The following is a 14,458-nucleotide window of genomic DNA, read 5'->3' on the forward strand; positions in this document are numbered from 1 at the left end:
GCCACATCTCGGAATTCAGCGCCTGACCGGCCTGGCCGATACTTGTCGCAATCCCCGCTACCCCCCGAACAACCCCCAGAAGCGGCGTGACTTGACCGATTCCTGCAGTTCGGAGGTATCGATACTGCGACCCAGCACCAGATCTCGCGGGTTCTGTTCGGCCAGCAGTCGAGCGACCTCCGGCCGCGTCCAGCGTTCGATCATTTCTCTCCCGACCGACATTTCCGGAATGCGGCGGTGATCACGATGTGCATCCGAGGCCACGAAGTGGATCAGGCCGCGCCTGACCATCTGCCGGGCGGCCTGCTGGGCCAGGTCGCCGAACTTGCCGATGCACGAGCGCGACGTGACCTGGGCGAGGCAGCCCATGTCGATCCATTCGGCCAGCCGTTCGGGATGGCGGGCCAGTTCCCCGTTGCGTTCCGGATGAACGATGACCGGCACCAGGTTCAGCGACAGGATGTCCTCGAGGATGGCCGTCGCCCCGATCGGAATCGTGTGAACGGGCAACTCGACCATCACCGCGCGGCCGCGATCGGCCACGGTCATGGCGGTACCGGCGGCAAGCTCCCGCGGCAGCTCAGGCACCAGGTGACATTCCGAGCCCGGCAGCACCTCGAGCTCGATCCCGGCCCCGCTGAGCGCCTGCCGGAATGCCGCAATCTCGCGCCGAATGTCCTCGGCGCAGTTCTGGTAGACGCCATTGAGGTGATGCGGCGTCAGCAGCGACAGCGATATGCCGTCATCGACGGCCTGCCGTGCCATGGTCAGCGCCATGTCCATCGTGCGGGCGCCATCATCGATGCCCGGCAGCAGGTGCCCGTGAATATCGACCATGCCGGTCGGAAAGCGCAGCGTCGAGCTCATGCCCCAAACCTTACGCCAGGCGGACCGGCACGACAAGTATGCGGCCGGACTGTGCCGACCGGGTGCGCCCGTTACCTCTTAATTATGAAGCCTATTCCTGCCTGCAACCGGCGGACTTTGCGTTGACACGGGGGCGCGGAGGGTTTAGTCTTGATAACGTCTCGGTGCCGAAACCGGTTCCGGACATTTCAGTTGGCTTTTGACCAAGGGTGGCAAACATGAATTTCGCGATCTCGCTCCAACGCGTCCTGGCGCTGGCCGGTCTTGCAACACCACTGCTTGCAATCGGACAGGTGCCGGTCGGCAACCTGGAAGTTGACGGCTCGGCACGCATCGCCGAAGGGGCATCGGAGCGAGCGATGACCATCAGCGATACCAGTTACTCCTGGTTCTCGGGTGACCGCATCCAGACCACGCGCGGGCACGCCATCCTCTATCTGAATGACGGCAACAGCTTCGGATTCCTGGAAGGCACCGATGCCACCTTGTCGGTTGACAACGGCACGGTGACCGTCGATCTGCAGGCCGGTGGTCTGGTCTATGCGATCGAAGGCGGCGACCGGGAACTGGTCGTCAATACCGACGGGTTCACCTATGAGGCCGAACCCGACTCGGACCTGGCGCCCTGCCTCGGCCTGAACGCAACCGGTCTGTTTGAGGTCCTGGGCACCCGGAGCAACCGGGTCACGGTTCAGTCCGGCCGGGTCGATGGGCGCAATCTCGCCCGCACGGTCGAGCAGCAGGTCTCGCCCGGTGAACAGTACGAGTTCCTGCCGCAGCAGGTTCGCCGCGTTGAGCTGTCGATTCCGCCGGAAGTCGAAGAACAGCTCGATGACGATCGCAGTGCGGTACCTTGCATGGTGTGGTGGCTGCAGCGGGATACTGCAGCGGCCGCCATTGCCAGCACAACGGCCAACCGGGGCATCGGCATTGCCATTGCCGTGGCGGCGGCCGGCACGGCGGTGGCCATCATCACCGATGATGAGCCCGATGATCCTGAACCGGTCAGCCCCTGACCAGCGGCCGCTCGAAATCGCGGGCCGGCGCTGGACAAGCCGCGGCCTGAGCGGGCGCAAGGGGGTGCCCAATTCGTCCTGAAACCGGAACGGGAAACATGATTAGAGTCTGTTTGACGGTCGCGGCGATTGCCGCGATATTGTTCGTTATTGGCTGTGCCTCGCGCGGGGGTGATACACAGGACGCGTCGCTGCAGCAATTCCAGCAGCAGATGGTTGCCCAGGAGCGCATCAGCGACATCAACGACAAGCTGTTGATGATGGCCGTGCAGGGCGCCGGCGACCGGGTCTACCGGGTTGGTGCCGAGGATCGCATCCGGGTCGACATCTTCGGCGTTGACGAGCTCTCGCGCGAATACCGGGTCAACGGCGCCGGCAATATCCTGTTGCCGCTGATCGGCGAGGTTTCGGTATCGGGCCTGACGCTCAGCGAGGTCGAGCAGACGATTGCCGCGGCCTATGCCGAGGAATACCTGCGAAACCCCCAGGTTTCGGCCGAGATTACCGAATACCGCAGCCAGCAGTTCACCGTGATCGGCGCCGTGGCCAACCCGAAAGTCTACTCGGTGAGTCGTCAGACAACGCTGATCGAAGCCCTGGCGATGGCCGGTGGCATCAGTCGCGAGGCCGGCAACAGCGTTTACCTGACCGATCGGGTGCGCGACCCGGACACCGGACAGCTGGGCACGCGCACGCTGATCATCGATGTCGAAGACCTGATGCAGCAGGCCGAGCAGTACAACCTGGTGCTTGGCGAGGGCGCGATGATCAACGTACCGCGCGGCGGCTTTGTCTATGTTGAAGGCGCGGTCGAGCGGCCGGGGGCCTACTCGCAGCGCGCCGATACGACCGTGCTCAAGGCGATCGCCGAGGCCGGCGGGCTGGCCTTCGAGGCCGACCGGTCGGATATCCGGGTGCTGCGCCGGCAGGACGACGGCGGCTGGGAGGCACAGGATATCGACTACGAGCAAATCCGGGACAATCCGGCCAACGACCTGCCGCTGCGCAACGGAGATATCGTCATTGTCGATTCGAGCGCGCTGCGTGTTGGCTGGAACAACTTCCTGCGCGTGGCCCAGCCGATTGCCCTGCTCGGGTTTCGGCCGCTTTAGGAATCGGTTTCAGGGTTTCGGGGCAAGCACAGGCAGGCTGGCACAACAATGAGCGACAACAGGAACAACGAACCCGGCACACATCTGCAGCCGGTCAACGGCAAGAGTCAGCAGATGGCCGTCTACGATCCGACGGTGCACGGGCAGTTTGAAGACGACGACACGATTGACCTGCGCGAGTACTGGCGCATCCTGGTCAAACGCAAGTGGACCGTCGCGGGCGTCGTGGCCATCGTCGTGACCGCCGCCCTGCTCTCCTCGCTGCTCATGGTGCCGGAGTATCGCTCAACTGCGACGCTGGAGCTCAATGCGCAAAGCGCACGGATTCTCTCCTACCAGGATTTCACCCCCGATCAGCGCGGCTGGAACGCTGAGCAGATGTTCCTCAACTCGCAGTATGAGATTCTGCGCAGCCGCGCGCTGGCCGAGGAGGTCGTGCGCGAGGAGGGGCTGGCCGATCACCCCGAACTGAGCGGCGAGATCCGCCAGCGCAGCCTGCTCGGCGAAGCCAGATCGCTGGTGCGTACCGTGCTCGGCGCCGTGATTCCGGACCGCGAGTCATCATCGGCTACCGAATCGTCCGAAACCGGCCAGCGAGATCCCGTGAGAGCGGCAGCCAACGCACTGAGATCACGCATCGAAATTCAGCCAGTCCGTGATTCCCGTCTGGCCAACGTCAGCATTACCGCCTTCGATCCGGCAGTCGCCGAACGCCTGACCAACGCACTGGTCGATCACTACATCCGGATGAGCATGGAGCGTCGTTACGAGGCCGGCAGCGAGGCGCGACAGTTTCTCGAAGGCCAGCTCGAAGACATGCGCATCGCGCTCGAGCGCTCCGACCAGGCGCTGATGGACTTTGCGCGCGAAAACAACGTGGCGGATCTGGACCAGCGCCTCGAGATGGCGCGGGCAGCCATCAGCCGGTTCAGCGATCGCCGAAACGAAATCGATTCCGAGCTGGTGGAACTGACCAGCTGGCGCGAGATGATCGAGGCCGGCCAGGTCGATCACATCGACCCGGTGGTCAACAGTGACGCCATTGCCGATCTCAACCAGCGACTGGTCGATGCCCGCAGTGAATATGCCGGTTTGAGCGAACGATTCCAGGAATCCTATCCGGCCGTCCAGGAAGTCCAAAACCGCATCGACCGCCTGCAGTCCGAGATTGAAGCCGAAAAGCAGCGCATTGCCGACAATGTCATCGGGCGGTTTGAAAACCTGACGGCCCAGTCCAAGGCGCTCGAGGAGGCCATGCGGCAGCGCGAAGCCTCCATGATGACGCTCAATGAGCAGGCGGTGCAGTACAACATTCTGCGGCGCGAGTTCCAGACCAACCGCGAGCTCTACGACGGTCTGCTGCAGCGCATGAAGGAAATCGGCGTTGCCGCCGGGGTGCAGGAAAGCAGCATTTCAGTCATCGAGCCTGCCGTGGCCGCGGTGGCGCCGTTCAAGCCGAACATTCCGCGCAACCTCGCGCTGGCGCTGGTGCTCGGCGTGTTTGGCGGGGTTGGCCTGGCGCTGCTGCTCGAGTTTCTCGACAGCTCGATTCGGCGCGTCGAGGACATCGAACGACTGGTCGACCGGCCGGTACTGGGGATGGTGCCGCTGGTCAAGATCAGGATCAAGGAATCCGACAGCGCCCAGAAGGCGCGCGACCGCGAGCGGGCGGTCAGTCACTACAGCGCGGTCCATCCGAACTCGCAGGTCTCCGAGGCGTTCCGCTCGCTGCGCACCAGCCTGATGTTCTCGACGCCCGAAGGACTGCCGCAGACCATCATGGTGACCAGCTCCGGCATGGGCGAGGGCAAGACCACGGCCGCGATCAACCTGGCCACCGTGCTGGCGCAGAACGGCTCACGCGTGCTGTTGATCGACGCTGATCTGCGCAAGCCGCGCGTGCACCGGGACTTCAACTGCTTCCGCTCGCCCGGGCTAACCAACCGGATTGCCCTGTCGCAGAACAGCGGCGCCGACAACTCGGCCATCCACGGCACCCACGTCAAGGGGCTGTTCATCATGCCGTCGGGCAACTCCACGCCGAGCCCGGCCGAGCTGCTCAGCTCCGAGCGCCTGACCAAGGTCATCGACAGCTGCCGCCGCGCCTTCGACTACGTCGTGATGGATGCCCCGCCGACACTCGGCCTGGCCGACTCGATGATCCTGGCCCGCCAGGTCGATGGTGTGGTCGTGGTTGTCCGCGCCGGCCAGACCGGCAAGGAAAACTTCCGCGTGGCCATGAAGCGCCTGGCCCAGGTGCAGGCGCCGGTGCTCGGTGTCGTGCTCAACGGCGTCGATCTGGACAGTCCGGAATACGCCTACTACTCGTCGTATTACTACAACTACGAGGCCGAAGACGAGACGCCCGAGGATGCGGATGAAGACGACACCCGAAAGTTGGGGGGGTCGGTTTCTTGACGGTTTACGGTTCAGGGTTTACGGATTACGAGTTGTGGCGTAAACCCTAACCCGCATTCCCCCATGCCCCACCTCCGTGCCATCTTTCTCTCCGCCGTCGGCATCGCCGCCCTGCTTGTGGCAGCTTCGGAGTACCTGAACCTGCGCGCGGTTGATCCGGACCGGCCGATCCGGTCGCTGGAGCGATTGCAGACCACCCAGCCCTGGGGCGGGCTGGCCGCGCGCGAGGCGGCGCGCTGGCTCGAAACCCGCTGGCGCCTGGATGCAGACAGCGCCGCGGAAGCCCTGCGCTGGCAGCTTGGTCGCTACCCGCTCGATCCCTGGCGCTGGCTGCTGCTGGCCCGGATGACCCTGCTGACCGGCAACGATGGCGAACCGTTGCGGCGGACGCTGGCAACAGCGGTTGCCGTTCAGCCGGGCAGCCGTCAGCTGCGCTGGCAGGCCGCCAACCTCGCCCAGAATGCCGGTGATCCGGACCTGATCCTGATCCACCTGAAACTCTGGCTGGCCGACCAGCCCCACATGACCGATCGTGCCCTGTTCATCGCCGAGCGCTGGGTCGACGATCCCGACCGATTGCTCGATGAAGTCGTGCCGGCCGACGACGAGTTTCTGGCGCAGGCCATGCGCTACGCCCGTCGCAGTCGCTCCCTGCCGCTGGCCGAGGCAACCTGGCAACGGCTCGATCATCCTCGCCCGGCCGCCGACCGGGCATTGGCCGACTACGTCGCTACCGCGCTCGACAGCAATCGTCCCGACCGCGCCATGGCCGCCTGGCAGACCGTCGACGCCAGCTACCGGCCCGGCGACATCCCGGCGGGCCGTTTTGACCTGCCGCTGGAGGCGCTCTCGGCACTCGGCTGGTACACGCGCGTACCCGATGGCGTCTCCCTGGCCATCGTGCCCGTGGCGCCGAAGCAGCAGACCAGCGACCCCGCACAGGCGCCAGCCGGCCGGAATGCCCTCATGGTCCGATTCGAGGGTGAGGAAAACATCCACATGAATACGCCTTTCGTGCGGTTTCCGGTCCCCGCGCCCGGCCGTTACCGCCTGACCGGATGGTGGCGAGCAAACGGGCTGACCACGCGCGCGCTGCCGCAGCTGCAGCTGTATGCCGAGTCCCCGGACCATTCTTTCAGCGCCACGCTGGCGGTGCCGTCGGCGGAATTCGGCTGGCAGCCCTTTGCCATCCCGTTCGAGACCACCATGGACAACGAGATCCTCCGGTTTCGGTTGCGCCGGCTGCGCACCGACGCCTTTGACCGCTATATCGCCGGAAAGCTGATGCTGGCCGACCTGGGCGTCGAGCCGGCACTGGCCGACGGCATTTCGGGCGAGGAAAGCGAACACGAGGCTTGCGAAAACAACACCGACACGGCACCCTTGGAAGACCTCCAGCGCGACTGTGCGGATTGACCCCTGCCATGGGTGAACGCCCGATCGATATCGACAAGCTCAGCGAGGGCATCATCCGCGGCAAGCTTCGCCTGTATACAGCGGTTGAGCTCGACGCCGTGCTGTCGTGGATCTCGGGCAGCGAACGGCTGGGTGCTGCAGCGCTGATCCGCAGACTCGGGCTGCCACGCGAGCGACCCGACCTGATGCATCAGGTTTACCGCCAGCTCGACGAGCAGCTATTCGCCGGCGCCCGGCTGTTGATCCACCGCGCCTTTGTCGATGCCGGCATCGACAGCGACGAGCGCCGTGCGCGCTACCGGCGACTGATGACGGCCTTTCACCCGGATCGCTACCCGGAGTTTGCCGAGTGGCTGACGCCGCGTTCCCAGGCGATTCACGGGGCCTACAGCCGGTTTCGCCGCGGCGATGACGAAGAAACCGAGCGGCCGCAGGCCGCCGGAGCCTCCAGCGAGGCGCCACAGCCGTCTGACCCGGCTTCGAAACGCTGGCCGCAGGCGCGCAAGTCGGCCCGGCTGACGCCGGCCGACGACACACCCGGTCCGCTCATGCGCCTGCGTCTGTGGCTGCGCGATGTCGAGAACCTTCAGGGGCGAGTGCTGGTGGCACTGGCCGTTCTCGCGCTGGTGCCCGTGCTCTACGCCTACATTGCCTACAAGCCCTACCGGGGACTGCAGCAGCCTGTCGCCCCGCAGACGGAGCGCATTGCCCGGGTGGACGAGGCCGCGCATCCGGCCGATCGTGCCGATGCGCCGCAAGAGCAAGCCGACCCGCCGTCATCGCCGGCCGGCACCGGCAGATCGACCGACACCGCCGCCCGGGACGCAGACGCCTTGGCAGCCCGCCTGCCGGAAGAACTGGCCATCTGGGACCGTGAGCCACCGCCAGAAACCCCGTGGACAGGCGGAGAAACCACCCGCCTGGTCGCGATGCTGGACACCGAGCCGGGGTCGGCGCCGAAAACCGAACCCGAACCCATGTCGGAGCCGGAACCTGAGCCGGAACCTGAGCCGGAACCTGAGCCGGAACCTGAGCCGGAACCTGAGCCGGAACCTGAGCCGGAACCTGAGCCGGAGCCTGAGCCTGAGCCTGAGCCGGAGCCGGAGCCGGAGCCGGAGCCGGAGCCTGAGCCTGAGCCTGAGCCGGAGCCGGAGCCGAGCCGGAGCCTGAACCGGAGCCTGAGCCGGAGCCTGAACCGGAGCCTGAACCGGAGCCTGAGTGTGAGCCTGAGCCTGAGCCTGAGCCGGAGCCGGAGCCGGAGCCGGAGCCGGAGCCTGAGCCTGAGCCTGAGCCTGAGCCGGAACCCGAGTTGGAGCCCGCGCCTGAACCCATGCCTGAGTCTGAACCCGGGCCCGATGAGATGCCGCCGTCTGGCGACAGCAACCCAGCACCAGACCCTGCCGAAGTGGGCGCCGAGTCGCAGCGGCTGGCCGAGCAGCGCGACGCCGTCGATGATCTGCTGCAGGGCTATCGAATCAGCTTCGAGAACGGCTGGCTGGAGTCGTTCATGTCCTACTTCAGTGAGTCACCGCGCGAAAACAACAATCGTGGTCACGACTGGTTCCGCGAAAACTACGGCTGGCTGTTCAGACACTCCAGCGAACGGCGCATGGAGCTTCAGATCGAAAACATTGAGCCGAGCGGGGACCACTGGACCGCTGCCGGTCGATTCGAGATGCTGATTGCCTACCCCGGCCGGCCGTCGATCCGAACCGAACGCGAAGTCCGCTACACCATCGAGATCGATGATCGGAACCAGCTTCGCATTGCCGCGATCGACTATTGAGGACGGGCTGAACAATGATGCAGGTGCGCGACGGATACCGGCGCAGTCAGCGCCCGATAACGGGCCGCCTGCGCCTGAGCGCACTGCTGGTCTGCGCGCTGGTGCTCGTGCTGCCGCTGATGATGGGCAACCGCACGCCGGATACCCTGACCGCCAGCCTGCTGGTGCTGGTGGCCGGCGGGCTGATTGCCGCCGCGCTGTCGCTGGTTCCGGGCGACCTGCCCTGGCCTTCCGGCTGCTGGCTGGGGTTTGCCGCGGCGTTGACCGCCCTGGTCGTGATCCAGGTCTGGCCGTCGACCTGGCTGGCGCGCACGTTCGGCCCCTACCCGGAAGCGTTCTGGCAGCAGGCACCCGGGCTGCCGGTACACTGGTCGCCCGATCCGGGCGCGACCGTGCGCGGCTGGGCGGCCTTTGTCGCCCTGTTCTCAATCGCCTGGCTCGGCCGCACCCTGCCGACGGGCCTGCGCAGGTGGGTCTGGCTGGCGCTGGTCGCCGCGGTGCTGTTCCAGGCGCTCTACGGGCTGCTGTCCCATGCGGCCGGCGCCGAGACCATCTTCGGAATCTGGCAGCGCAATACGCCGGACTTCGTCCACGGCAGCTTTTCCAACCGCAATCTGTTCGCCGCCTATCTGGCGCTGGGCTGGCCGCTGGCCGTCGGCCTGTGGTACATGCGCGCTATCCCGGGTGTTTCTCGCCTGCCGGTCGAACTGCGCGTGACCGCCAGCGTCATCTGCGGCGCCATTGTCGGTGCGGCCATGCTCGGGTCGGCCTCGCGTCTGGGCGCAGCAGCCGGCGTATTCGGCATCATGATGGCGCTGATCCTGTGGGGCCGTCACCGACGGCTGATCTACGGCGCATCGGTGTGGCCGGCCTACCTGGCGGCAGCGGCGGCGCTCGTCGCCGCGGTCTGGTACGGCCTCACGCCGCTGGCCGAGCGCCTCCTGGCGACGACCGGCGAGGAGAGCCGCCTGGAGGTGTGGTCGCTGATGTTCAGTGAGTTTCCGCAGGCCTGGTGGCTGCACGGCGTCGGCCTGGCCGGTTTCGAGGCGACCTTCAAGGCGTTTCAGCCGCCGCACATCGCCGGATGGTACGACTACGCCCACAATGACCTGCTTCAGTGGCTGGTCGAAACGGGGCTGACCGGCCTGATACTGCTGGCCATCGTGGTCACGGCGCTGCTGCGCCGCTTCCGCCTGGATACCGAGCGCATACCGCTTTACGCCGGCCTGTTCGCGCTGTGCGCGGTCGCTCTGGGAGACTTCAGCTGGCACCTGCCGGCCACGCAGGTCGTCCTGGCTTTCTACACTGGCGTCCTGCTTGGAAAGCCGGCCAGGCAGAAAAAACCTGTGTGATATGTTTCACAATTTAGAAAATTTCTTCTGACAGACACTGGATTTATCTCTCGCAAATGCGTTATACACCGTGCTGGCCACGGAGGGACACGGGGCTGCTGACGATCAAGGGGACCACTGAAACTGATCGAACGGGAGTTAAATCCAGATGTCTCGAAGTCACTTGATAGTACGACTGGCCGGTGTATTTTTGCTGGCCGCCACCTTCCTCAGCACCACCCACGCATCCGAACTGAGAACCGCCAACGAGCCCATCGACGGGCAGTACATCGTGGTGCTCAAGGACAGCAGCGCAAGACTGGTCAATGAATCGGCCGCATCGCGCCTGCCAACCGTCGCGTCGGTTGCCAGCTCCATGGCGCGCACCCACGGCGCCGAACTGAGAGGATCCTTCTCGCACGTTGTTCGCGGCTTCGTCGTCCAGGCTGACGACAAAGCGCTGGAGCAGCTTTTGCTCGATGAACGCGTCGCCTACGTCGAGGAAGACGGCATCATCAGCATCAACGCGACCCAGAACAACGCCACCTGGGGACTGGATCGGGTCGACCAGCGCGATTTGCCGCTTAGCGGAAGCTACACCTACAACACCACGGCCAGCAACGTTCATACCTATATCATCGACACCGGCGTGCTTGGCTCGCACAACGAGTTCAGCGGTCGCATGGGCAATGGCTACACGGCGATCAACGACGGTCGTGGCACGACTGACTGCAACGGCCACGGCACGCATGTCGCAGGCACCGTTGCCGGATCGACCTACGGCGTGGCCAAGTCGGCCACCGTTCATCCGGTCCGCGTGCTCGGCTGCAACGGTTCCGGCACCAACTCCGGCGTGATCGCCGGCATGGACTGGGTTGCTGCCAATCGCAGCCTTCCGGCCGTGGCCAACATGAGCCTTGGCGGCGGTGCCTCGACTACGACCGACAACGCTGTGGCGAACATGCGCAGCGCCGGAGTGACCGTGGTCGTGGCTGCCGGCAACGATAACCAGGATGCCTGCAACTCCTCCCCGGCCCGCTCTTCGGCCGCCATAACGGTTGGCTCGACGACCAGCACGGATTCACGCTCGAGCTTCTCGAACTGGGGCACCTGCGTTGATGTCTTTGCCCCCGGCTCCTCGATTACCTCGGCCTGGTATACCAGCAACTCGGCGACCAACACCATCAGCGGCACGTCCATGGCCTCCCCGCACGTTGCCGGCATTGCCGCCCTGTACCTGGCCGAAAACCCCGGCGCCAGCCCGACGACAGTCGAAAACGCCATCTATTCGAGTGCCTCCCAGAACAAGATCAGCAGCGTCGGCAGCGGCTCGCCCAACCTGCTGGCCTATTCGCTGTTCGACGGTGGCGATGGCGGCGACGGTGGCGACGGCGGCTCCGGCGGCGAACTGTCCAACGGAGTGCCCGAAAGCAACCTGTCGGGCGCGCAGGGCTCGGAAACCGCTTTCTTCATTGAAGTGCCTTCAGGCGCCAGCAACCTCGAGATCTCGATCAGCGGCGGTTCGGGCGATGCCGACCTGTACGTCCGCTACGGCGCCGAACCGACAACCTCGACCTACGATTGCCGGCCGTATCGCAACGGCAACAACGAAAGTTGCTCGTTCGACACGCCGGCCGGCGGCACCTGGCACATCATGCTGCGCGGCTGGAGCTCCTATTCCGGCGTCACGCTGGTTGCCAGTTTCGACGAGCCCGACGACGGCGGTGGCGGCGGCGCGCCGTGCAGCGGCTGCGACCAGTACAGCGGTTCACTGAGCGGCAGCAGCGACTCCGACGTGCAGCCCAACGGCACCTACTACTACGCCGGTTCCGGCACCCACAACGGCTGGCTCGTCGGTCCGGGCAATGCCGACTTCGATCTCGAGCTGTACCGCTGGAGCGGATGGCGCTGGACGCGGGTTGCACAATCGGCAAGTGCCAGCAGCGAAGAGCAGATCAGCTACAGCGGCAATGCCGGCTACTACTACTGGCGTGTCCTGTCCTACTCGGGCAGCGGCAGCTACGATCTGTGGCTGGATACGCCGTAGTTCACAACCGCGACAGCCTGACCTCAACGACAGCGCCCCGGACTTCCGGGGCGCTTTTCTTTTGTGGTTCGATGTCCGGCGGTTCAGCGCATCATCAGCGCACGGTATGGGCGACCGCCGCCCGGAGCGTAGCTTCAACCCTACGTAAGGATTGGCAACGCGAGTACAGACCCCGGAAATGCTGCTATACCGGGTAGCGTCGCGGTTCCAGCCCGAAAAGTTATGCAACGTTGGGGTTCAGTGGCGAGCCAGGTCAAAGCCAGAAGGCCAGCAGCAGCATGCCGAGGATGACGCGATAGGCCACGAACGGCTGCATGCCGATCCGGCGGATGAACGCCAGGAAGGCATGGATACAGGCATAGGTCGAAATGATTGACACGGCCAGGCCGATGCACAGCGCGCCCAGCCCGGCCTGATGGTCGGCCCGCGACAGGTCAAAGGCCGCCAGCAGGCCGGCCGCGGCAATGATCGGCACGGACAGCAGAAAGGAAAAACGCGCGGACGCCTCACGACTCAGACCCACGAGTAGCCCGGCGGTCATGGTAATACCCGAGCGCGACGTGCCGGGGATCAGCGCCAGAACCTGGGCCAATCCGATCAACAGCACCTCTGGCAACCGCAGCGTGTACTCGTCCCGTTCGCCGCGCCGGGCCCAGTCGGCCCAGCCCAGCAGCAGGCCAAAACCGATCAGCGCCGCGGCCATGACCGGCGGTGAGCGAAGGGCCTGTTCCGCAACACCCTTGAGCAACAGGCCGAAAACGACGGCCGGCAGCGTGGCGATGATCAGCCACCAGGCCAGCTCCGCTTCGCGCCCGCCCGGACCGCCCGTCAGACTGCCGAGCCACTGCCCGGCCATGGCGCAAAGCTCGCGGCGAAAGTAGACGACCACCGCGATCAGCGAGCCGGCATGCAGCACGATGTCGAAATCCAGGCCCTGGTAGGCGCCCCCGGTCAACAGTGAATACAGGACCAGGTGAGCCTGTGAGGAGACCGGCAGAAACTCCGTGACCCCCTGCACCAGCGCCAATATCACCGCTTCGAACCATTCCATCGCGGCATTGTACCCGGGCATGGGCGACTCGCTTCGAAAAACTCATGGCGACCGGCCCAGGTGAGCGTAGAATGGAATGCCCGCCGCTGACGCCTTGCCGGATCGCAGAGTACCTGGCCGGACTGACGCTTGTGGGAAGCAGCGATTATTGTCAGGACTCCGAGGTCTCGCCCGTGCGCTTTCGTGCTCTTCTCATCGCCCTCACGCTGTGCATCGCCGCACCCTGGGCGGCTGCGCAGTCGACAACCGTGTTTGTCGTCCGACACGCTGAAAAAACGGCTGAACCGGCCGACGATCCCGAGTTGAGCAGCGCCGGTCACGCTCGGGCCGAGGCCCTGGCTGGTGCGCTGGCCGATGCCGGTATCGACGCCATTATTTCCACCCAGTACCGACGCACGCGAGACACCGTTGCCCCCTTGGCCCGACGGATCGGCAAGCCGGTCGAGGTGATCGAGTGGCAGCGCGGCGATGTCGCGACCCAGGCGGAATCGCTGGCGCACCGGATTGGCCGGCAGCATGCCGGCCAGCAGGTGCTGGTGGCCGGCCACAGCAATACCGTGCCGGCGATCGTCGCCGCGCTGAGTGGACACTCGATCCGACCGATCAGCGAGCAGACCTATGGCCAGCTGTTCATTGTCCAGCTCGATGGCCACTCGCCTGGGCGGCTGATCCGGGCGCGGTTCGGTACGGCGCCATGACCCTGCGAATTGCCGTCGACAGCCTCAGAATCGGCCGGGTTCAGCCGCTCGGCCCGGCCGGCGCGCAAAGCGCCATCGCCAAGCATGCGGTATCCGGCGAGCTGGAGCTGACGCTGGTCGGCTTCATCGGCGATGAGCAGGCCGACCGCCGCCATCATGGCGGGCCGGAGAAGGCGGTTCACCACTATCCCGCCGAGCATTACCCACGCTGGCACGAGCTGCTGCCCGACTGCGACCCGGCCTACCTGGCTGTCGGCGGGTTCGGCGAGAATCTGAGCACGCAGGCGTTCGACGAATCACAGGTCTGCGTCGGCGACCGGTTTCGGCTGGGCAGCGCCATCGTCGAAGTCTCCCAGGCCCGGCAACCCTGCTGGAAGCTCAACCTGCGCTTCGGTCGCGCCGACATGGCCGAGCTGGTCCAGCAACGCGGCATGACCGGCTGGTACTACCGCGTCGTCGAGGCAGGCCGGGTCGAGCCGGGCGCGGCGCTCGAACTGCTCGAGCGCCCCGAGCCGGACTGGCCGCTGGCGCGCATTCTTGACGTGTTCTATCGCGACCCGTTCAACCGCGACGACCTGCAGGCGCTGACGGCACTGGCGCCGCTCAGCCCCTCCTGGCGCAGGCTGGCTGTCCGTCGCCTGGAAACCGGCCGGATCGAGGACTTCGGCCCCCGCATCCGCACCCCGGCCGCCTTCACCTGAAGCGGCCTGGCCCGA

Annotated in this window: 10 protein-coding genes and 1 pseudogene; 9 read left to right on the forward strand and 2 right to left on the reverse strand. The window is 65.6% G+C overall.

All coding sequences use genetic code 11. From position 1 onward, the window contains the following. Nucleotides 1-57: 57 nt before the first annotated feature. The gene (locus tag HND55_10075) at nucleotides 58-867 is read right to left on the reverse strand and encodes a protein-tyrosine phosphatase (GenBank protein QKK02960.1); all 810 of its coding nucleotides are present in this window, start codon (nucleotides 865-867) and stop codon (nucleotides 58-60) included. Nucleotides 868-1,085: 218 nt separating this feature from the next. Here HND55_10075 and HND55_10080 point away from each other — a divergent pair, with 218 nt between their 5' ends. The 7 genes and pseudogenes from HND55_10080 to HND55_10110 all read left to right on the forward strand — a co-directional run bounded on the left by HND55_10080 (nucleotide 1,086) and on the right by HND55_10110 (nucleotide 11,993). Next, nucleotides 1,086-1,883: a hypothetical protein gene (locus tag HND55_10080; protein QKK02961.1), complete on the forward strand. Its 798-nt coding sequence runs from the start codon at nucleotides 1,086-1,088 to the stop codon at nucleotides 1,881-1,883. A 98-nt stretch (nucleotides 1,884-1,981) separates the two neighbouring features. Beyond that, a complete protein-coding gene (locus HND55_10085; protein ID QKK02962.1) occupies nucleotides 1,982-2,995 on the forward strand; it encodes an iron dicitrate ABC transporter ATP-binding protein in 1,014 nt (337 codons plus the stop codon). 48 nt (nucleotides 2,996-3,043) lie between these two features. Continuing rightward, the gene (locus tag HND55_10090) at nucleotides 3,044-5,413 is read left to right on the forward strand and encodes a polysaccharide biosynthesis tyrosine autokinase (GenBank protein QKK02963.1); all 2,370 of its coding nucleotides are present in this window, start codon (nucleotides 3,044-3,046) and stop codon (nucleotides 5,411-5,413) included. 63 nt (nucleotides 5,414-5,476) lie between these two features. Further along, nucleotides 5,477-6,829, forward strand: a complete 1,353-nt coding sequence (locus HND55_10095; protein QKK02964.1) for a hypothetical protein — start codon at nucleotides 5,477-5,479, stop codon at nucleotides 6,827-6,829. Nucleotides 6,830-7,662: 833 nt separating this feature from the next. Then, nucleotides 7,663-8,177: pseudogene (locus HND55_10100) on the forward strand (hypothetical protein). Between the two features lie 557 nt (nucleotides 8,178-8,734). After that, complete coding sequence (locus HND55_10105; GenBank protein ID QKK04074.1) at nucleotides 8,735-9,967, forward strand: O-antigen ligase family protein; 1,233 nt, start codon at nucleotides 8,735-8,737, stop codon at nucleotides 9,965-9,967. A 148-nt stretch (nucleotides 9,968-10,115) separates the two neighbouring features. Continuing rightward, nucleotides 10,116-11,993, forward strand: a complete 1,878-nt coding sequence (locus tag HND55_10110) for a S8 family peptidase (protein QKK02965.1) — start codon at nucleotides 10,116-10,118, stop codon at nucleotides 11,991-11,993. Between the two features lie 253 nt (nucleotides 11,994-12,246). Here the strand turns inward: HND55_10110 and HND55_10115 are convergent, their stop codons facing one another. Next, nucleotides 12,247-13,044: an undecaprenyl-diphosphate phosphatase gene (locus HND55_10115; protein ID QKK04075.1), complete on the reverse strand. Its 798-nt coding sequence runs from the start codon at nucleotides 13,042-13,044 to the stop codon at nucleotides 12,247-12,249. A 71-nt stretch (nucleotides 13,045-13,115) separates the two neighbouring features. Between HND55_10115 and HND55_10120 the strand changes: the two genes are divergently transcribed. Then, nucleotides 13,116-13,742, forward strand: a complete 627-nt coding sequence (locus tag HND55_10120; protein ID QKK02966.1) for a histidine phosphatase family protein — start codon at nucleotides 13,116-13,118, stop codon at nucleotides 13,740-13,742. Nucleotides 13,743-13,744: 2 nt separating this feature from the next. Beyond that, complete coding sequence (locus HND55_10125; protein QKK04076.1) at nucleotides 13,745-14,443, forward strand: MOSC domain-containing protein; 699 nt, start codon at nucleotides 13,745-13,747, stop codon at nucleotides 14,441-14,443. Nucleotides 14,444-14,458 lie beyond the last annotated feature (15 nt).

The sequence above is a fragment of the Pseudomonadota bacterium genome (assembly GCA_013285445.1).
Lineage (GTDB): Bacteria > Pseudomonadota > Gammaproteobacteria > Xanthomonadales > Wenzhouxiangellaceae > Wenzhouxiangella.